We start from the raw sequence: 18650 nt of genomic DNA, 5'->3' as shown, positions 1-18650 counted from the left end.
GATGAAAGAAAACAACACTCGTCCTGCGATGCGTCGTATCGACACTATCCACTTTGTGGGTATTGGTGGCGCAGGCATGGGTGGTATTGCCGAAGTACTTGCTTTTGAAGGCTACCGCATCACAGGTTCAGACATTGCGCACAGTGCGATGACTGAGCGCTTAATTAAAGTGGGTGCAGAAGTATTTATTGGTCATGATGAAAACAATGTAAAAGATGCCAGCGTGGTGGTGGTATCAAGTGCGATTAACGAGCAAAACCCTGAGATTAAAGCAGCAAAAGCGGCGCGTATTCCTATTGTTCGCCGCGCAGAAATGTTGGCTGAATTAATGCGTTTTCGCCACGGTATTGCAGTGGCAGGCACTCATGGTAAAACAACAACCACGAGTTTAATCGCGAGTATTTATGCACAAGCAGGCCTTGATCCAACCTTTATTATTGGTGGCTTGCTAAACAGTGCTGGTAGTAATGCCAAGGTCGGTAAAAGTGACTTTTTAATTGCAGAAGCTGATGAGAGCGATGCGTCATTCTTACATTTACAGCCTATGGTATCTGTGATCACGAATATTGAAGAAGATCACATGGATACGTATGGCGGTAGCTTAGAAAAAATGAAAGACACCTATGTTGATTTCATTCATAACTTACCGTTTTATGGTTTAGCTGTGGTGTGTATTGATTCTGAGGTTGCGGCAGAGCTGATCCCTCGTTTTGGGCGTCCTGTTATTACCTATGGTGAGTCGGCAGAAGCTGATTACCGCATGGTTGATTTTAGCCAAACAGCGAATACTTGTTCATTTAATGTTGTAAATAAGCAAGGTGAAAGCCTAGCAGTTACGCTTAATATGCCGGGTAAGCACAATGCGCTTAACGCGACTGCAGCGATTGCGGTCGCTAAAGATCAAAACATCGCTAACCATGCAATTTTAGAAGCGCTAACAAAATTTGAAGGGGTGGGTCGTCGTTTTCAGCATTACGGAAGCTTTGAAAATGAGCGCGGCAATGTCATGTTAGTTGATGATTATGGTCATCACCCATCAGAAGTTGCGGCGACGATTGCGGCGGTTCGTGAAGGGTGGCCAGATAAACGTTTAGTGATGATTTATCAGCCGCACCGTTATAGTCGAACCCGTGATTTATACGAAGACTTTGTCAAAGTACTGGCTGATGTTGATCAGTTATTACTGCTAGATGTGTATTCAGCGGGTGAAGAGCCAATCGTGGGAGCCGACAGCAAGAGTTTATGTCGTAGTTTACGCCAGCGTGGTAAAGAGCCATTACATGTTGCTAGTAACTCTGAGCTTGCTGGTGTCCTTGCCAGTACACTGCAAGATAATGATTTAGTTTTAACACAAGGCGCTGGTAACATAGGCCAGTTAGTGAAAAAGTTAGCAGCAACCGAGTTGTCTATTGAACAACTAAAGCAGGTAAACGTATGAGCCAGTTAAGTGACAAATTTGGCAAAGTAGCGGTACTTTTCGGCGGCACATCTGCCGAAAGAGAAGTATCTCTTAAATCAGGCCAAGCTGTATTGAATGCTTTGCAAAGTGCTGGCGTTGATGCCATTGCTTTTGATCCGAAAGATCAGCCGTTATGGCAATTAAAAGAATTAAACATTGAACGTGTATTCATTGCCCTTCATGGTCGTGGTGGTGAAGATGGCACTATTCAAGGTGCACTTGAGTTTATGGGTATTCCATATACAGGCAGTGATGTTTTAGGTTCTGCGCTTGCGATGGATAAAGTACGTTGTAAGCATTTATTTAAAGCAATGGGGCTGAGCACTGCACCTTATGCTGTTGTTGATAGCCGCCATGAGTTTGATAGCCAAGCGATTATTAATGAATTTGGTAAAGTGATGGTGAAACCGTCACATGAAGGTTCAAGCATTGGAATGGCAGAAGCAAACAGTGCGGAGCAACTCGATGCTGCGCTTAACGCTGCATTTAAGTTTGATAGCCAAGTGCTTGTTGAGCAATGGATCACTGGCCGTGAATTTACTGTTGCTGTACTCGGGCAAGATGTTCAGCCTGTCATTGAGATGACGACGCCAAATGGTTTTTATGACTATCAAGCTAAGTATCAATCGAATACAACTCAGTATCATTGCCCTGCAGATATATCTGTGCAAGAAACTGAATTGTTGCAAGATATGGCATTAAAAGCGTTTGATTTAGTCGGTGCAAGTGGTTGGGGTCGTGTTGATGCAATGCGTGATCAACAAGGTAACTTTTACTTATTAGAAGTAAATACGGTACCAGGCATGACAGAAAAGTCTTTAGTACCAATGGCAGCAAAAGCTAATGGTGCAAGCTTTGAGCAATTAGTTGTTCGCATTTTGGAGCAAACCCTTTAATATGCATCCTTTTTTAGAAAAAGCGCAACAATTAAAACAGCAGCTAAATTGGTCGTTGATTTTTGGTGTGAGCTTTTTTCTAGTAGTGATTTTTGCATTAGTAAAAATCACTACAGGCGTCTCAGATTGGTTGGTAGAGAACAAAGACGCACAAATAAAGCACTTATCAGTACTTGGGCAACCCCAATATACTGATGAGAAAGCAATTATTGGTGCAATAAAAAAAGCCGACTTATCGAGTTTTTTTGAATTAGACGTAAAACATGTGCAACGCTTAGTACAAGGCTTGCCGTGGGTAGCAACGGCATCGGTCAGAAAGCAATGGCCAGATACCTTGCAAGTATATGTTGTTGAGCATCAAGCTGTAGCGCATTGGAACAGTGACTTACTGTTAAACCAAGCTGGCGAAGTGTTCCAAGCAAGTAGTGATAAATTACCTACAAGCTTGCCACAGCTATATGGCCCAGAAGGCAGTGAAATCGAGGCTTGGACTGCTTTTAGTCAATTTCAAGAAATGCTCAAAGTGAATAACTTAGAGCTGACCAGTTTAGCGCTTTCTGAGCGCTTTTCGTGGCAGTTATGGCTTGATAACGGCATTCGCCTGAACTTAGGCCGCAAAGAAAAAGCAAAGCGTGTACAGCGTTTTATTGACGTGTATCCGCGCATGGAACAACGTGCAGATGCACAAATCGATGTTGTTGATTTACGGTATGATACCGGTCTTGCAGTGAGCTGGAAGCCAGTGCAAGAAGAACAATTAGAAAATAAGAGTAAGGCATGACCAAGTCAGCAGAAAGAAACCTAGTGATTGGATTAGACGTTGGCACATCGAAAGTTGTGGCCACCGTTGGTGAAATCACCGCAGATAACAAACTAAGCATTGTGGGTGTTGGCAGCCAAGTATCGCATGGTATGGATAAAGGCGGCGTTAACGACCTTAACCTTGTTTCTGAATCGATTCGTCGAGCTATAGATGAAGCTGAGTTGATGGCTGATTGTCGTATTAGCTCTGTTTATTTAGGTATTTCTGGAAAACATATCCAGTGCCAAAATGAAAGCGGTGTAGTGGCAATTAACAACACGGAAGTGACTGACGAAGATATTGAAAATGTCATTCATATTGCTCGTTCAGTGCCTATTTCGGCAGAACGGAAAATGCTACATGCATTGCCACAAGAATACAGCATCGATATGCAAGAAGGGATTAAAAACCCACTTGGCATGAGCGGTGTGCGTATGGAAGCTCGCGCGCACATCATTACTTGCTCAAACGATATGGCAAAGAATATCGAGAAATGTGTTGAGCGTTGTGGCCTTGAAGTGGATCAGTTGATCTTTACTGCACTGGCATCATGTTATTCAGTACTCACAGATGACGAAAAAGAGCTCGGTGTAGCCGTGTTAGATATCGGTGGGGGCACCATGGATATCACCATTTATATTAATGGTGCGCTTCGTCATTCAGCGGTTATTCCAGTGGCGGGTAACCAAGTGACTGGTGATATTGCAAAAATATTTAGAACACCTATATCACATGCTGAGTCACTCAAAGTACAATATGCGTGTGCGAGTAGCCAAATGGCAAGCAACGAAGACACAATTGAAGTACCGAGTGTTGGTGGCCGACCTGCGCGTATTATGTCGCGCCATACTTTAGCTGAGGTTGTTGAGCCACGTTTTAGAGAATTATTCGAGTTGGCGATGGAAGAAATACGCCGCTCAGGTTTTGAAGACCAAATTGCTGCAGGTCTCGTCATTACTGGCGGAACAGCAAAAATGACGGGTGCAATGGAAGTGGCAGAAGACATTTTCCAAATGCCAGTCAGAATTGGCAAACCAATCGGGATTGTTGGTTTGACAGATTATGTAGATGATCCTTCGTACGCGACCGCGGTTGGTTTGTTACAATACGGCCGTACAATGCAATCGATGAATGCACAAAAGTCGAAAGCTGAAGGTGATAATAATTGGTGGAACCGTATTACTAAGTGGTTCCAAGGTGAGTTTTAAGACTCAAGTCGGAGAGTAAACATGTTTGATATGATGGAACAGCACAGCGAAGAAGCTGTCATTAAAGTAATTGGCGTGGGCGGTGGCGGCGGTAACGCTGTTGAGCACATGGTAAAACAACAAATTGAAGGCGTACGTTTCATTGCTGCGAATACGGATGCACAAGCATTACGTAATTCATCAGCAGATGTAACTGTACAGCTAGGTACACAAATCACCTCTGGTCTAGGTGCGGGTGCTAACCCTGAAGTGGGTCGTAACTCTGCTGAAGAAGATGCTGAGACTATCCGTGCCAGCCTTGAAGGCGCTGACATGGTGTTCATCGCAGCTGGTATGGGCGGTGGTACTGGTACAGGTGCTGCGCCAGTGGTTGCTAAAATTGCTAAAGAGTTAGGCATTTTAACGGTTGCTGTTGTAACGCGCCCGTTTGACTTTGAAGGTAAAAAGCGTGCTGCAGCTGCTGAACAAGGCATTAATGAATTGTCAGAAACTGTAGACTCACTTATTACAATTCCGAACAATAAATTGCTTAAAGTTTTAGGCAAAGGCACTACACTGTTAGATGCCTTCGCAAAAGCGAATGACGTGTTATTTGGTGCGGTACAAGGTATTGCAGAGCTAATCACACGTTCAGGTCTAATCAACGTGGATTTCGCCGACGTACGTACTGTTATGTCAGCGATGGGTACTGCGATGATGGGTACAGCATCTGCGTCTGGTCCTGACCGTGCACAAGAAGCTGCAGAAGCGGCTATCTCAAGCCCACTACTTGAAGATGTCGATTTAACAGGTGCTAAAGGTATCCTAGTTAATATCACTGCAGGTATGGATATTGCGATTGAAGAATTTGAAATTGTTGGTAACCACGTTAAAGCACTTGCGTCAGAAAACGCAACAGTGGTTGTGGGTGCGGTAATTGACCCTGAAATGAGCGACGAGTTACGTGTAACGGTTGTTGCAACAGGTTTAGGCGGCGATCGTCGTCCACAGTTTGGTATTGTTGATAATGGCTTTAAGAAAGCATCAGGTTCTGATGTACAAAGCTCAATGAACCAAACAACTAGCAGCATGTATGTACCAAGCTTTGCAAGTCAAGGTAGCAGCGATGATGTAAGCATGTCATCAGCGTCTGAAAAGCAAGAGCCAGTACAACAAAGTACAACGAGCAGCTCAGTATCTAGCAGCACTGAGAGCAGCAAAAAATCTGATAAGTCAGAAGGGGGAGATTATTTCGATATCCCTGCTTTTCTTAGAAAGCAAGCTGACTAAATAGACTTTTACTGGTTATTTTGTTCGATAAATAAACAAATTGGCAGCTGGATGTATTTATGATACAATTCGCCGTCTAACTGTAACTATAAGTGAGCGAACCTATGATTAAACAGCGTACGATTGCAGAAGTAGTCAAAGCCATAGGAATTGGACTTCATAAAGGTGAGAAGGTCACTATTACTCTCCGACCTGCGAGCGCAAATACTGGGATAGTATTTCGTCGCGTAGACCTTGATCCGGTTGTTGATTTTGAAACAACACCAGAAGCCGTTGGTGATACGCAACTGTGTACCTGTTTAACAAACAAAGATGGCGTTCGCTTATCAACGACTGAGCACCTTATTGCGGCGGTAGCGGCAATGGGTATTGATAATCTAATTGTTGAATTAGACAGCTCAGAAGTACCAATTATGGATGGTAGTGCATTACCATTCATCTATTTGTTACAAAAAGGCGGCATTAAAGAAGTAAATGCAGCTAAGCGCTTTATTCGTATTAAAGAAAAAGTACGCATTGAAGAAGGCGATAAATGGGCTGAGATCGAACCATACGATGGTTTCCACATCGATTTTGAAATTGCGTTTGATCACCCAGCAATCAATGAAAGCCGCCAACGTATCGGTTTAGATATCACGGCACAAAGCTTCACTGAAGAAATCAGCCGCGCACGTACTTTCGGCTTTATGAAAGATATCGAGTATATGCACGCTAACAACCTAGCATTAGGTGGTAGCATGGATAACGCAGTTGTATTGGATGAGTTTAAAGTACTAAATCCAAACGGCTTACGTTACAGCGATGAGTTTGTTAAACACAAGATCTTAGACTGTGTGGGCGATATGTTTATGACAGGCCACAACATTCTAGGTAAAATCACGGCTTATAAATCAGGCCATGATTTAAACAATAAACTACTTCGTAAAATTATGGCGACTGAGTCAGCATGGGAATGGGCAACATTCGATACCCCAGTGACTATGCCAGCACCAGGCCTAGAAGTAGCGACAGCTTAATCGCAAGCATATTACAGTTATAAAAAATGACGCTTTAAGCGTCATTTTTTTTGCCAAACTATTATCAAGAATCATAAGCCTAGAATAGCTTCAAGCTCGACCAACTGATTGATTTGATAAGTTGGTTTAATATCCTCTGGTAGCTCAACTCCCGGGTGTTGTAACCAACACGTGTCGATACCCACATTGTGACCACCTAAAATATCGCTGGCAGCTGTATCGCCTACCATTAAAATCTGTTCTTTTGGCGGATTCCCCATTAATTGAAATGTATGTTGAAAAATCTCTGGGGCAGGTTTTGCTTTACCGACTAACTCTGAAATAACCAGCCAATCGAACATATCCTGTAAACCGGTGTGACCTAGGCGTTTTTGTTGTAACTTAGCAAACCCATTGGTAATAATGCCTAGCTTGGCGTGTGGTTTTAACTTTGTAAGCAAGTCAACTGCACCAGGTAATGGCACACAAATAGAGGCCATAGCATCCAAGAAGCCATCGTTAAGCTCTTTTGCTGGCACATCGAGTCTATTAGCCCATTCTGTAAAGCGAGTTATCTGTAGCTCGCTGGCGGTAATTTCATGCTTTTGATAAGCAACCCAAAGCGGCTTATTGGTTGCTTGGTAATGATGATAATCTGACTCAGTAAATTCTACGCCGTAATGTGCAAACATCACTTTTAAACCTTCGAATGCATTAAAACTAAATAGCGTTTCATCTGCATCGAATAATACGTGGCTATACTTCATGGTTATCCTAATTACTGGTTGAATAGGGTAGGGTGTGAAAATGGCGCCATGGCCAATGTCAGCGCTTGTACATAAGTACTTTCGCGCGTAGCAAGATGATTGGTTAATAAGCCAATAGCACCACCTTGTTGTTTGATATTAACGGTATTGAACGCCTCATCCATGACATCACCTAGTTCTTTACCAGCTAGCAAGGCATCGTAAAAAGGTTGCGGTAACGGTAGGTTGCTACTGCGACCAACGCTAAATTGCTGCTTGTTTGCAATCACTACAAAGGCAAAGGTTGCAGCGCCATAACTAAATTGTTCTGCGCCGCCTTCCATTGCTGCATAAAAGTCGGCGTCAAAGTGATCTTGGCAATACTTAACACGGTTTTCAGCGCCGATACGGGTTTCATCTTCGCCTAGCGGCTGATCAGGCACACCAGAAGGTGCATCTTCACCTTTGCATTCAATGGTATGATTTGGGAAATAAAGACTAAAGACATGTTTAGCCGCGTTAATTTTAACGGGGTTCTTTGAACCAACAATAACACGTAAAGTTTGTTTCAAGCCGACGACTCCATTGTTTTCACCAGAGTCAGCAGTGTACCCGAGTGAGTTAAATCGGCAAGTCAACCGGGGCTAAATTTTCAAGGGCGCGTTTTTTCAAAATAATATCTTTGATCAATGGGGTTAACACAAGCTCCATGGCTAAACCCATTTTGCCTCCAGGTACCACAAGGGTATTGATACGAGACATAAAGCTGCCTTCAATCATGCTCAAATAGTACGGAAAATCGACGTCATCTATGCCACGAAAGCGAATAACAACAAAGCTTTCGTCTAAAGAAGGAATATCTTTTGCGCTGAATGGGTTTGAGGTATCAACCGTTGGCACTCGCTGGAAGTTAATATGAGTACGCGAAAACTGCGGAGTAATATGATTTATGTAATCGTCCATCGAGCGCACAATAGAGCCCATTACCGCTTCACGAGAGTGGCCTCGTTCAGAGGTGTCACGAATGAGCTTTTGGATCCACTCAAGGTTGATAATAGGCACCATACCAATCAATAAATCGACATGCTTAGCAACATCATGATTCTCATCGACAGCACCACCATGTAGACCTTCATAGAATAAGATATCTGTATTTGATTCTAAGTCTTGCCAAGGGGTAAAGGTGCCCGGTAATTGGTTATAAGGGACCGCTTCGTCGAAAGTATGTAAGTAGCGTCTGATTTTACCTTGCCCGGTTTCGCCATATTGATAAAAAAGCTCCTCAAGGGCGCCAAAATCGTTAGCTTCTCGGCCAAAGTAGCTAATATGCTTGCCTTCTTGTTGTGCTTCACGGACTTTTTTATCCATTTCTGGACGTGTATAACGATGAAAGCTATCGCCTTCGATGAAGGCTGCATCAATGCTTAAGCTTCTAAAAATGTGCTTAATCGCATTGGTGGTTGTAGTAGTCCCCGCCCCAGATGAACCGGTAATAGCGATGATAGGGTGTTTAGCTGACATAATTATTCTCGTTATTGTTGATACCAGTCGGCATGAATTGTTAACCATTCTAGCGTGTTAAATGGTCAGTTACTTAGCTCGATTGGTATTATCGTGCATAAAATCAATCAGTAGAAACTGATAAAAAACGAACACGTCCTAGTTATAAAGGTCGAGCATGGTAAGGTCAAGTGACTGGCGGATTAATTAACGCTATCATGGGCTGATAAAAATTAAAACGAGAGAACAACATGAAATTGATTTCGTCTTTACTTTTCGTCGCAGCAGGGACATTTTTTACCAGTCACGTACATGCAGCGATGCCTAAAAGCGAAATATTACTTGCCGAGTTAGACACCCCATATGGTATGCAGGTGTCGCGAGTAACAGATGATAAAGCTTATAATAATCAACCATTTTTAGTTGATACAGGGCTTTACTATACCCATGAGGTTGTTGACGAAAATGGCCAGTCACAAACCGATATTGCGTTTTATGACTTTACATCTAAGAGCAGCGTGAATATCACCAACACGCCTGTCAGTGAATACTCGCCTACGCTGATGCCAAATCAGCAAGCCTTGTCGGCAATCGTGGTCGAAGCAGATGGCAAGCAAAAGTTATGGCAGTATCCATTAGCAGAAGAGCCAGCTGCAAGCCGAATTTTTGAATGGATTGAGCCGGTTGGCTACCACGCTTGGGGCGCTGATGAAGACCTGATCATGTTTATTTTAGGTGAGCCGCATACATTGCAATACACTCGTGTTGCAGCTGCTAAACCGCGTGTCATTGCCGGTGATATTGGCCGTACTTTAATTTTTGACAAGCACACAAACAGTTATTTATTTAGTTATAACAAAAACAACCAACATTGGGTTGCACGCTTTGCGCCGCAAACTGAGGAAGTTAGTGATTTATTTAGATTACCTGAGTCGGTGCAAGACTTTGCTTTAATTGACAAAGACACTGTGGCTTATGCGGTTAATAATCGAGTTCATAAGCGCAGCCTTACAGAGCCTGAAGTGGTATCACAGTGGCTCGATTTAAGACGCTTTTGTGAAGGCTCAATCTCACGGTTAAATTACAAACAGAGCAAACTGGCATTTGTATGTAATAAATGAGTAACGCTTTCAGCCTGATTGCTGTACTGTGGCTAAACTATCCACGTTATATGTAAGGAATGCCTTTGTCTTTTTCTGCCGAGCAAGTGAGTGTACAGCTGGTAAAAGCGGGCTGCCGCAGTAATTTTAAGATTAAGAATATTAACGAATTTATGCCAGCTAGCTCAAAAGAGGCATTTTATGTTCATGAGCAAAGTGGCCAGGCTAAAATTGTTATTAGACCTATATTTGAAGTATTCAGTGCTGATTTTGAGTCAATAGAGGGCATTACGCGAATCAAAGACTACTTTCACAGTAGTGAAATGACCCGCTTTCCAACTCGCATTTATAAAAGTGCACAGCCCATTCATTATGGTATTGCATTTAAAGTCACCTCACCTGACGCTGCTGAGCAATTTATAACTAAATTAACTGCTATTTTAGCGCAATAAAAAAGGGCCACATTGTGGCCCTTTTTGCATTTGCTTTAATTAGCGTTTAAGGAAGCTATTCACCGAGTTTAGCTCACGGTTTTTCAGTGCAATACAATCATTGATGCTTTCTTCAAGCTTACTAAGAGAACGTGCATAACCTGGTACTTCAGTGATTTTATCGTTGAAGAAGGTTTTGGTTTTTTCTAGGCTTTTCGCATCGCAGCTTGCCGTCGTGAAGAACGGTAAGTTTGGAACAAAGAACGGCGGTAAGTTCTTAGTGATGGCATCGTAATTGTTGTAAATCCACTCAATAAACAGTGCTTCACGCTCTTTACCATAGCCTAACCCACCTAGTAAGGTACGCATATCAGAGGCTGTTACGTTATCTGTTAAGCTGTATTCTAGAACCGCTTTTTGTAACTCAGGTTTACCAAAGTAACCCATCGCTGCCAGCATCTTAGTACGAACTTGTGGATCTTTGGTGGTTTTAAAGGTTTGTTTGTACTTTTCAAGTAACTTCGCATCGCCATGGTAAGCTGCAAGGTTTAAGTAAGTTGAGGCTAAATATGGGTCAACATTTTCAGGGTTGTTTAAGTACAGTGCCGCTTGTGCTTTTGCGGTATCAATGACTTTTTGATCTTGGCCATCAAAACCTAGACGGGCAATAACTTGCGCACGTAACTGTGATACCGCCGCGTCTTCACCTGTTTTTGCCGTTAATCCATATTGCTTAGCAGCTGGTGCAATGCTGTTACGGATAAACTTAGGCCATAGGTCACGGTTGCTGTCGTCTTCGAATACGCGTTTTTGAGAAGCAAGGTAACCTAATGCTGTGTTTGCCACTAATGGGTGAGCATCACTCACAAAGGCTTCTAAAGTTTGCATTAAGTGAGCCGCAGAGATAACACCTGCATCAAGTAATGAATCAACCGCAGAAAGTAGCGCTAAGCGCTCACGTACCGTTAGCTTGTCAGCAGCGTTCTCTAGTAGGGCATTAAACTGAGCATCATCTAATACCCAGCGGTAATAACCCATGGCACCTTGATCTGGGTAGATCCACTCAGGTTCAAAGTCGAGAGTTAGTTGCTGTGTTTCTTTATTCAGCAGTACACTTGCGGTTTTAACTTTGTCGCCCGCACCATACTTGATTGCAACCGGAACATTCCACAGTTGTGCAGGCGCATCAACGCCAGCATTTACAAAGCGGCTTTGGCTGATATTAATTTTCTTACCGTCTTGCGTTACTTTAATAAGTGGGAAAGATGATTGTTCGATAAATGATTTAAGAACACTTGCTACATCTTTATTAGACGCTTCGCCTAGTGCTTGCCATAGATCCGCGGCTTCTGCATTTTTATACGAGAATTTTTTCAAGTAAGCACGAATACCTTGCTGGAATGCCTCTTCGCCAATCCAGTTTTCAACCATAGATAAAACCGCACTCCCTTTACTGTAGGCAAGGCCAAGGCCATCCATGATATCAGCTTCAGTTTTGATTGGCTTACGAATAGGTTTAGTACTTAGACGCGCATCCAGTGCCATCACATGGTTTTGTGGTAAGTCTAAGTGCGACTCAAACTCAGGGTTAATTTGTGCAGTGATTTTTGCTGCCATCCAGCTTGCGAATGCTTCGTTTAACCATAAGTCATTCCACCACTTCATAGTCACTAGGTTACCGTACCACTGGTGCGCTAACTCATGGGCAATGATTGATACATTACGCTCTTTTTTGCTGCGCGTTGCTGTTGCTAGGTCTACTAGTAAAATGTCTTCACGGTAAGTCACTAGGCCTGCGTTTTCCATTGCGCCAAATGGGAACTCTGGTACTGCCACTGAGTCTAGCTTTTTGTATACGTAAGGAATGCCAAAATAATCTTCTAGGGCTTTTAACACTCGCGGCATATTTTCTTTTGCGTAATCAGCAAGGTGAATTTTACCTTGCGGAGTCAGTACACGGCCAGGGATTGGCATGCCTTTAATTTCAAGCTCTTCAAACGGGCCCACAGCCATAGCGACTAAGTACGAAGGAATCGGTGGCGTTTTGTCGAAAAAGTGCGTTGTCATATCGCCATCAACTTTGGTTTTTAAAACCGGTGTATTGGCATACACTTTTTGTGATGTTGGCGCTGTGATAGTCAGCTGAAATGGAATTTTATAACTTGGCTCGTCAAAAACCGGGAATGCACGACGCGCATCGCTCATTTCAAATTGCGTGAAAAGATAAGGTGTGCCTTGATCTAAAGTTTTATATAAACCAACACTTTGACGATTATAAGGGGCTGTAAAATCAACTTTTAAAGTGTATTTTCCTGGTTGGATTTTTTCTTCACAAGCGAATTTAACTTTGCCTGTTTTTAGCATTTCAGCACTTAGGTCACAGTTTTCTGCACCTAAAATTTTCGCCATGCTAACCGCATAATCAATACCGTTTAATTCGATATAATTCGTTGCTTTTAGAACCTCTAAAGCAATTTCGGTATGACCAGAAAAATTGTCTTTTGCAGGATCAAGCGTAAGTTCTACTTGTTGTGAGCTAGGCTTGGCAAGCTTTTCGATAACATATTCATTGGCATGGGCAGAGCTAACTGCAAGTGCAACACTCACCGTTAATAGGCTTTTTAAGAACATAAGTATCCCTGATTTTTTGTTGTTAGAAAGGCACCTGCTATGAGGGGCGAATCACCATGCTATCAGGTTTTAATTTGAACAGTAATAAATAGTTAGTAACAAAGTTTGTCAGTTAATTATGGCGGTCAATGAAACGCTGCCAATGCAGTTGCGGGTTTATTTGTCGTATGTTTTGCAGCACGGTATTTAATAACTGCATATCAGCAAAGCGTTGCTCGTTGAAATCTTTAAAACCAAGCAAGTAGTTAAAGGCGTCTTTGCAGTTGGCTTGCAGTGCATGAATTCGCACTTGTTGTTCAAAGTTGAGCCGTAAGCTGCTTATCGCGGTTTTCATACCTTGCTGATCAACAGTAGGAATAGCGCACTTTTGTAAATAACCAGCGCGTTCACCTTCACCCGAAAACCAAATACGTACTTTTTCGCTGTAGCGACCAGATTTAGCGGGTAAATCAAACATCAGTCGTTGCTGATTTTGCTCATTTAAATAGCCTAAGTATTGGTCAAGTCCTGCATCGAGTAATGCATTGTGGATAGGCACATAGCGGGGTTTTATCTTGCCATGTGTATGAAAATCAAAGCAGCGAATTCCATCAAGGGTGACAATATTATCAAGGGTTAAATGGCCAATTTCATCGCTGTAGGCACCGGTGTAATAAGCAAATAAAGGCAGCCAAAAGTGCCAATGCTTAGCTTGTTCACGTGCTAAACGCTGATCACCATAAATGTAACCATTATACAGGGTATGTAATTCCATGGCCGAAAAGGGCCTACGACCAAGATGGGACTTCAACCTAATACCTTGATAATAAAGATGTGTCGAAGAGTATAACTGATATACCCAAACCACCTCAAGATGCGAGCTTCAGTTGGAATTAAAAGCGATTTAGGCAAGGCATTGATTGCAAGTAATAGTGGTTCTATTGTTAAAATCAATATAAGTATCAAGTTTCCAGCTAAACGACACTGCCATAAATACGGCCGTGTCGTTATAAGCTTAAGGATTGCGATTAATCGCAAAGAGCTTTAGCTAAACCAACCGGTTCGATTTCAACGCATACTTGATCATCGTTCCAGTTTAAACCAACAAGCGCATCATCTTCGTTAAGGTCTTCAACCCACTCATCAAGAAATTCGTCTAGGCCAATTTCAACAGGGGTATAGTCTTGCCACTCATCTTTACATTGTGCTTTTGCAGCGTCTTCAGTACCCCAAAGTAATAGCACATCTGTGTCGCTAAATTGGTTTGATTCACAGACAACAAAACCACCATCTTCGGCACCCAGTGCCCACATAGATTCGTTCAAACGAACTTTTTCTACAAAGCTAACTAATTCTGATTCAATTTCGATATCGCTCATTTGCGTAACCCTTATCTTTATATTCGTGGATCTGTTTGTTGTACCGCCGCTTTATCGGCGAATTTATGATAAAAATCAACTAAGTTTTCTAGTTGGCTAAAATCAGTTAATTCGCGGAAGCGGATCCAATCTAGCAAGCAGTATAAACTGATGTTGAGGTATTCACAGCTTTTAAATACTGGCTCCGATAAATGAGTATTCAAATAGGCTAATGTTTCAACAATTCGTTCATTCTGTAAATTAAAAAATAGTTTGTCGCTGTTGGTATCAAACCCTGAACGCTGACAAAGTAAAATTTCTACCAGTGAATCATTGCAGGCATTGATAATGGTTAAGTAGTTCTCTTGCTGCCAGCTAAGTAACGGCTGATCAGCTTTCTCGAGCAGGTAGCGAATAATGGAGTTGGAATCACATAAGGTAAAATCATGGTCGATTAATACAGGAATTTTTCTGGCAGGGTTATGAGCAATCATGGTTTGTCTGTCTTGCTCAGAGAAAATATCCAAATTAATAAAATCAATAGGTAGGTTATTAAGTTCCGCCCAAATCCGAATACGGCGCACAAAAGGTGAGGTAGTAGAGCCTAGTAATTGCATGATGGTATCCTTTGCAAAAAAAAGCCGCTGTGAAGCGGCTTTTTGAAATCAATTTGTTAATTAGTCAGTACGGCTTGTTACTTCTAGAAGATGATAACCAAACTGGGTTTGCACTGGGCCTTGTACTTGGTTAATTGGTGCAGAGAATACGACTTTGTCGAATTCTGGAACCATCATGCCAGGGCCAAACTCACCTAATGCACCACCATCTTGACCTGATGGGCAATTAGAATGAGCACGAGCAAGCTCTGCAAAGTCAGCTCCTTGCTCAATTTGCTGTTTTAAATCTAAACAGTGAGCTTCACTGTCTACGAGAATGTGTCTTGCACTGGCTACTGCCATAACATCTCCTAATGTGTGTTTTAGTATTAAATTACTAGTTTAGTTCAATATTTACCGAACGAAAAATTAAATTTATTTTGCAGTTAGCTCAGCTTCAATTGCATCGCGTAAAGTTTGCGATTGTGGCTTAGTTTTACTATTAAAGCGCTGCACTGTCTTACGGTCAGCAGACACTAAATATTTGTAAAAGTTCCAGTTAGGTGAGCTAGTTGCTTCGTTTAGGTGTTTGAATATCGGGTTTGCATCGCTACCGCGAACGGCACTGGTAGCAAGCATATTAAAGGTTACGCCATAATTGATGAAACATACTTTTGCAGTGTCTTTTTCATCGTCTTCTTCTTGGAAAAAGTCATCTGATGGAAATCCTAATACGACCAAGCCTTGGTCTTTATATTCTTTATGAATAGCCTCTAAGCCTTCAAACTGGCCGGTAAAACCACAATTACTAGCTGTATTGACTATTAGGAGTGGTTTGTCTTTGAATTCGCAGAAGTTAATTGACTCTTTTGAGCGTAACTTTCTCATAGTGACATTGGTAAAATCATCACATTGGCTGCTTGCTTTAGCAGCTGGCGTAGCCTCAGTAGTTTGTGCTGCAAGGTTGGTTGTTATTAGGCCTGCTGCAAGTAACAAAGCATATTTATACATAGTTATTTCCCGCTAGTTATTTGTGATGAATATACGCTAATATGCAGCAAAGTGATCATTTAATTTCAGCTATTTATGACGATTCGCAAAGCAACACAAACCGATTTAACTGACATAGTCGCTATTTATAACGAGACCATCCCTGGTCGTATGGTAACTGCAGATACAGAAGAGGTATCGGTTGCAGACAAACAAGCTTGGTTTGATAGCCATACAGAGAAAAGACCTATCTTTGTTTTTGAGCAACAAGGTAAAGTGCTTGCTTGGCTGAGTTATAAGTCATTTTATGGCCGACCTGCCTATGATGGTACCGTTGAAATTAGTATTTACATCACCCAGCAAGCTCAAGGGAAGGGGCTAGGTAAACAATTGCTTACATTTTCAGAACAGCATGCAAAAACACTTGATATCAAGGTGTTATTAGCTTTTATCTTTAGCCATAACCTACCGAGCATAAAACTGTTTAATCGCTTTGATTACAAGGTCTGGGGAGAGCTTCCTGAGATTGCGATCATGGATGATAAAGCCTATAGCCTTACTATTTTAGGTAAGCGTTTAGACAGTTAATTAGCTAAAAAGCTAATAAAAAATGCGGTACAAATTGTGACCCATTGCGATTTTAGGCTACGCTAAAATAGGTATTTATTATTAAGCGAGTCTAGTCTACTGTGCGAAGAATATTGATTGTTGATAGCAATAGTGTTTTAGCAATGCGGGTCAAGGTGCTGCTAGAGCTTATTGGCTGTCGAGTTGAGCTATTACATTTTGCAATGGTTGATGATGCTGTTTTAGAGCAAGACTTTGATCTTGTTGCAGCTTCTCATGGTGTGCCAACCACTGTTATTAAAACGCTAATGGGAGTGTTCTCACAAGAGCATTTCTTGCTGTTAGCGCCTAAAGCGCAGCGTAGTGATTTACTAGAGCATTTTAGTGAAGTAAATCGCCTATTACCTAATGCTGTGGTGATTTACCCCTTCTTTGCAAATAAAGAGATTAGCTCTTTATTAGAAGGGGTACTTGAGCTCGACAGCGATAATATTCTTCAACTTCCTACCGTGTTACTTGTCGATCACTGTGCTGAACGTTTGGCGCAAATAGCCCTAAACCTCAAAGGGGCACATATTAAAACCTTCACAGCTGATAATACTGCATCTGCTGTGGATGTTATTAAAGAACAGAGCATTGATTTACTCATTAGTGATTTTACTTTTACTGATGGCACAGGGCTTGAGCTCTTTAATAAGCTCAAAACATGTCAGCCTAATAGTCGTTGTTTACTTTATACCTCTAAGCCAGATCAAGTCTCGATGGTAGCAGCTATTCGTCAAGGGGTAGAAGATGTGCTCATCAAGCCGATTGATGATAATAGTCTGCTGCAATCAGTACATAAACTTTGGCAGACAGAACTATTAAGGCGTCATAACACTGAATTAGTAGAGCGTTTGCAAAATACAGTTGATGCACTCATTGAAAAAGACAGCTTATTACGGGTCATTTTTAAGCATACACCCGATGCCATTATTCTATTTGAGCGTGGTGGTAAGGTTATAGAAACTAACGACGCCTGCGAGCAGCTGTTTGAAAAGCCGCTGAAAGAATTTGAGAATTGCTCTGTTTTTGAATTTTTTGATGTGGCATCAACTGAGCGCATCAAAGATAAGATTGCGACTTTAAGTAAAAACCGACAATTTAGTTGTGACTTACGACTACTCAAGAAAAATGGCAGTGAGGTGCCTTTAGTTGGCTCGTTTAACGAAATCGACCACCACGGAGAAATTGCGCTAGCGGTGATCTTTAAGAACGTTACACATCTTAAAGAGAAAGAAGATTTACTCGTTGAAGCTAAAGATTTGCTTGAAGAAGAGGTCAAAGCCCGTACTGCTCAGTTAGAGCATGCTAAAAATGTGGCAGAAGCGGCAAATCATAGTAAATCTGAGTTTTTAGCGAACATGTCTCATGAACTTAGAACACCTATGCATTCTATTTTAAGCTTTGCTCGCTTTGGGCTTGATAAGGTTGCTAATGACGATTTAAGTAAAGACAAGTTAAACAAGTATCTATCTAGAATTGAGCAAAGTGGTGAGCGATTATTATCGCTGCTAAATAACTTACTCGATCTATCAAAGCTCGATGTCGGGAAATTCCCGTTCAATCCGCAAAAGCATAACTTAAGCAATATTATAAAAACCAGCATTGATGATGTGTCGGGCACAGCCCTTGAAAAAAGTATTGCTATTCGGCCTATAGGTTTTGAACAAGGCATTGTGCTTGAGTGCGACGAAGAACAAATTAATCAAATTATGCGTAACTTGATCGGTAATGCACTGAAGTTTAGTGAGCCGAATAGCGAAATTGATATTAGTTTAGCGGTGAATGAGCAGATGGCCGAAATCGCTGTTATTGACCGCGGAATAGGGATCCCTGAACAAGAGCTTGAAAAGATTTTTGCTAAGTTTGAGCAAAGCAGTAAAACCAACAGTGGTGCGGGAGGCACTGGGCTTGGATTAGCTATTTGTCGGGAATTTGTAGCCTTACATCAAGGCACTATTTCGGCAAGTAATAATGAGTACGGGGGGGCCACTATTTTGGTACGGCTGCCCTTAGAAATAGACTTGCCGCAACACTTGGCAAATGAACAACAGTCTATATCGATGAATTAATAAAACGGA

19 protein-coding genes are annotated in these 18650 nt (G+C 41.9%); 10 read left to right on the top strand and 9 right to left on the bottom strand.

The window, feature by feature from the left end; translation table 11 throughout:
* Nucleotide 1: 1 nt before the first annotated feature.
* The 6 genes from murC (at nt 2) to lpxC (ending at nt 6650) form a co-directional block, all read left to right on the top strand.
* A complete protein-coding gene (gene murC, locus VRK28_RS06545) occupies nt 2–1438 on the top strand; it encodes a UDP-N-acetylmuramate--L-alanine ligase (RefSeq protein WP_290442290.1) in 1437 nt (478 codons plus the stop codon).
* Entirely contained in the window at nt 1435–2355 is a 921-nt protein-coding gene (locus VRK28_RS06540; protein WP_054561047.1) for a D-alanine--D-alanine ligase, read from the top strand. Before murC ends, VRK28_RS06540 begins: the two co-directional genes overlap by 4 nt.
* Nucleotide 2356: 1 nt before the next feature.
* Nucleotides 2357–3136 (top strand): cell division protein FtsQ/DivIB, encoded by a 780-nt coding sequence (locus tag VRK28_RS06535; protein WP_054561046.1) that lies wholly within the window; start codon nt 2357–2359, stop codon nt 3134–3136.
* Nucleotides 3133–4365, top strand: a complete 1233-nt coding sequence (gene ftsA, locus VRK28_RS06530; protein ID WP_054552726.1) for a cell division protein FtsA — start codon at nt 3133–3135, stop codon at nt 4363–4365. The genes VRK28_RS06535 and ftsA overlap by 4 nt, the downstream gene beginning before the upstream one ends.
* A 21-nt stretch (nt 4366–4386) precedes the next feature.
* Nucleotides 4387–5634: a cell division protein FtsZ gene (gene ftsZ, locus VRK28_RS06525; protein ID WP_054561045.1), complete on the top strand. Its 1248-nt coding sequence runs from the start codon at nt 4387–4389 to the stop codon at nt 5632–5634.
* A 104-nt stretch (nt 5635–5738) separates the two neighbouring features.
* Nucleotides 5739–6650 (top strand): UDP-3-O-acyl-N-acetylglucosamine deacetylase, encoded by a 912-nt coding sequence (gene lpxC / locus VRK28_RS06520; RefSeq protein ID WP_036971181.1) that lies wholly within the window; start codon nt 5739–5741, stop codon nt 6648–6650.
* Between the two features lie 71 nt (nt 6651–6721).
* On the opposite strand, the gene yjjG is transcribed toward lpxC, so the two are convergent.
* The 3 genes from yjjG to VRK28_RS06505 are packed head-to-tail and all read right to left on the bottom strand — an operon-like array spanning nt 6722 to nt 8896.
* Entirely contained in the window at nt 6722–7396 is a 675-nt protein-coding gene (gene yjjG, locus VRK28_RS06515) for a pyrimidine 5'-nucleotidase (RefSeq protein ID WP_062566489.1), read from the bottom strand.
* An 11-nt stretch (nt 7397–7407) separates the two neighbouring features.
* On the bottom strand, nt 7408–7947 hold the full coding sequence (yjjX, locus tag VRK28_RS06510; RefSeq protein ID WP_054561043.1) for an inosine/xanthosine triphosphatase: 540 nt from the start codon (nt 7945–7947) through the stop codon (nt 7408–7410).
* A 49-nt stretch (nt 7948–7996) separates the two neighbouring features.
* A complete protein-coding gene (locus VRK28_RS06505) occupies nt 7997–8896 on the bottom strand; it encodes a phosphoribulokinase (protein WP_054561042.1) in 900 nt (299 codons plus the stop codon).
* Nucleotides 8897–9126: 230 nt separating this feature from the next.
* Between VRK28_RS06505 and VRK28_RS06500 the strand changes: the two genes are divergently transcribed.
* Together VRK28_RS06500 and VRK28_RS06495 are read left to right on the top strand one after the other, a co-directional pair.
* Nucleotides 9127–9996 carry a hypothetical protein gene (locus VRK28_RS06500; protein WP_062566488.1) on the top strand — a complete coding sequence of 290 codons (870 nt, stop codon included), beginning with the start codon at nt 9127–9129 and terminating at the stop codon, nt 9994–9996.
* A 65-nt stretch (nt 9997–10061) separates the two neighbouring features.
* Entirely contained in the window at nt 10062–10427 is a 366-nt protein-coding gene (locus VRK28_RS06495) for a hypothetical protein (RefSeq protein WP_062566487.1), read from the top strand.
* Nucleotides 10428–10466: 39 nt separating this feature from the next.
* Here the strand turns inward: VRK28_RS06495 and VRK28_RS06490 are convergent, their stop codons facing one another.
* From VRK28_RS06490 to VRK28_RS06465, 6 genes are all read right to left on the bottom strand, one after another.
* Nucleotides 10467–13037 carry a M1 family metallopeptidase gene (locus tag VRK28_RS06490; RefSeq protein ID WP_062566486.1) on the bottom strand — a complete coding sequence of 857 codons (2571 nt, stop codon included), beginning with the start codon at nt 13035–13037 and terminating at the stop codon, nt 10467–10469.
* Between the two features lie 112 nt (nt 13038–13149).
* Nucleotides 13150–13827: a hypothetical protein gene (locus VRK28_RS06485; protein WP_062566485.1), complete on the bottom strand. Its 678-nt coding sequence runs from the start codon at nt 13825–13827 to the stop codon at nt 13150–13152.
* Between the two features lie 217 nt (nt 13828–14044).
* On the bottom strand, nt 14045–14395 hold the full coding sequence (locus tag VRK28_RS06480) for a DUF2750 domain-containing protein (protein WP_054552718.1): 351 nt from the start codon (nt 14393–14395) through the stop codon (nt 14045–14047).
* 17 nt (nt 14396–14412) lie between these two features.
* Entirely contained in the window at nt 14413–14991 is a 579-nt protein-coding gene (locus VRK28_RS06475) for a glutathione S-transferase family protein (protein ID WP_062566484.1), read from the bottom strand.
* Nucleotides 14992–15051: 60 nt separating this feature from the next.
* Nucleotides 15052–15333, bottom strand: coding sequence for a peptidylprolyl isomerase (locus VRK28_RS06470; protein ID WP_054552716.1), 282 nt, complete (start codon nt 15331–15333; stop codon nt 15052–15054).
* A gap of 72 nt (nt 15334–15405) precedes the next feature.
* A complete protein-coding gene (locus tag VRK28_RS06465) occupies nt 15406–15981 on the bottom strand; it encodes a glutathione peroxidase (RefSeq protein ID WP_062566483.1) in 576 nt (191 codons plus the stop codon).
* 75 nt (nt 15982–16056) lie between these two features.
* On the opposite strand from VRK28_RS06465, the gene VRK28_RS06460 reads away from it, so the two are divergent.
* A complete protein-coding gene (locus VRK28_RS06460; RefSeq protein ID WP_062566482.1) occupies nt 16057–16548 on the top strand; it encodes a GNAT family N-acetyltransferase in 492 nt (163 codons plus the stop codon).
* A 143-nt stretch (nt 16549–16691) separates the two neighbouring features.
* Nucleotides 16692–18641: a hybrid sensor histidine kinase/response regulator gene (locus VRK28_RS06455; protein ID WP_062566601.1), complete on the top strand. Its 1950-nt coding sequence runs from the start codon at nt 16692–16694 to the stop codon at nt 18639–18641.
* The last annotated feature ends 9 nt before the right edge of the window (nt 18642–18650 follow it).

This window comes from Pseudoalteromonas sp. P80D2, from assembly GCF_036680945.1.
GTDB lineage: Bacteria > Pseudomonadota > Gammaproteobacteria > Enterobacterales > Alteromonadaceae > Pseudoalteromonas > Pseudoalteromonas shioyasakiensis.
The sequence above is the reverse complement of the archived record's forward strand: the minus strand, read 5'-3'. Positions and strand labels throughout refer to the sequence as shown.

Bases quoted from the DNA above. Each gene is read 5' to 3' on its own strand.
- VRK28_RS06480 (WP_054552718.1), bottom strand. From the start codon at position 14,395: ATGAGCGATATCGAAATTGAATCAGAATTAGTTAGCTTTGTAGAAAAA.
- VRK28_RS06460 (WP_062566482.1), top strand. From the start codon at position 16,057: ATGACGATTCGCAAAGCAACACAAACCGATTTAACTGACATAGTCGCT.
- ftsA (WP_054552726.1), top strand. From the start codon at position 3,133: ATGACCAAGTCAGCAGAAAGAAACCTAGTGATTGGATTAGACGTTGGC.
- VRK28_RS06470 (WP_054552716.1), bottom strand. From the start codon at position 15,333: ATGGCAGTAGCCAGTGCAAGACACATTCTCGTAGACAGTGAAGCTCAC.
- VRK28_RS06455 (WP_062566601.1), top strand. From the start codon at position 16,692: ATGCGGGTCAAGGTGCTGCTAGAGCTTATTGGCTGTCGAGTTGAGCTA.
- VRK28_RS06505 (WP_054561042.1), bottom strand. From the start codon at position 8,896: ATGTCAGCTAAACACCCTATCATCGCTATTACCGGTTCATCTGGGGCG.
- murC (WP_290442290.1), top strand. From the start codon at position 2: ATGAAAGAAAACAACACTCGTCCTGCGATGCGTCGTATCGACACTATC.
- VRK28_RS06465 (WP_062566483.1), bottom strand. From the start codon at position 15,981: ATGTATAAATATGCTTTGTTACTTGCAGCAGGCCTAATAACAACCAAC.
- VRK28_RS06500 (WP_062566488.1), top strand. From the start codon at position 9,127: ATGAAATTGATTTCGTCTTTACTTTTCGTCGCAGCAGGGACATTTTTT.
- VRK28_RS06475 (WP_062566484.1), bottom strand. From the start codon at position 14,991: ATGCAATTACTAGGCTCTACTACCTCACCTTTTGTGCGCCGTATTCGG.
- VRK28_RS06540 (WP_054561047.1), top strand. From the start codon at position 1,435: ATGAGCCAGTTAAGTGACAAATTTGGCAAAGTAGCGGTACTTTTCGGC.
- VRK28_RS06490 (WP_062566486.1), bottom strand. From the start codon at position 13,037: ATGTTCTTAAAAAGCCTATTAACGGTGAGTGTTGCACTTGCAGTTAGC.
- yjjG (WP_062566489.1), bottom strand. From the start codon at position 7,396: ATGAAGTATAGCCACGTATTATTCGATGCAGATGAAACGCTATTTAGT.
- VRK28_RS06535 (WP_054561046.1), top strand. From the start codon at position 2,357: ATGCATCCTTTTTTAGAAAAAGCGCAACAATTAAAACAGCAGCTAAAT.
- lpxC (WP_036971181.1), top strand. From the start codon at position 5,739: ATGATTAAACAGCGTACGATTGCAGAAGTAGTCAAAGCCATAGGAATT.
- ftsZ (WP_054561045.1), top strand. From the start codon at position 4,387: ATGTTTGATATGATGGAACAGCACAGCGAAGAAGCTGTCATTAAAGTA.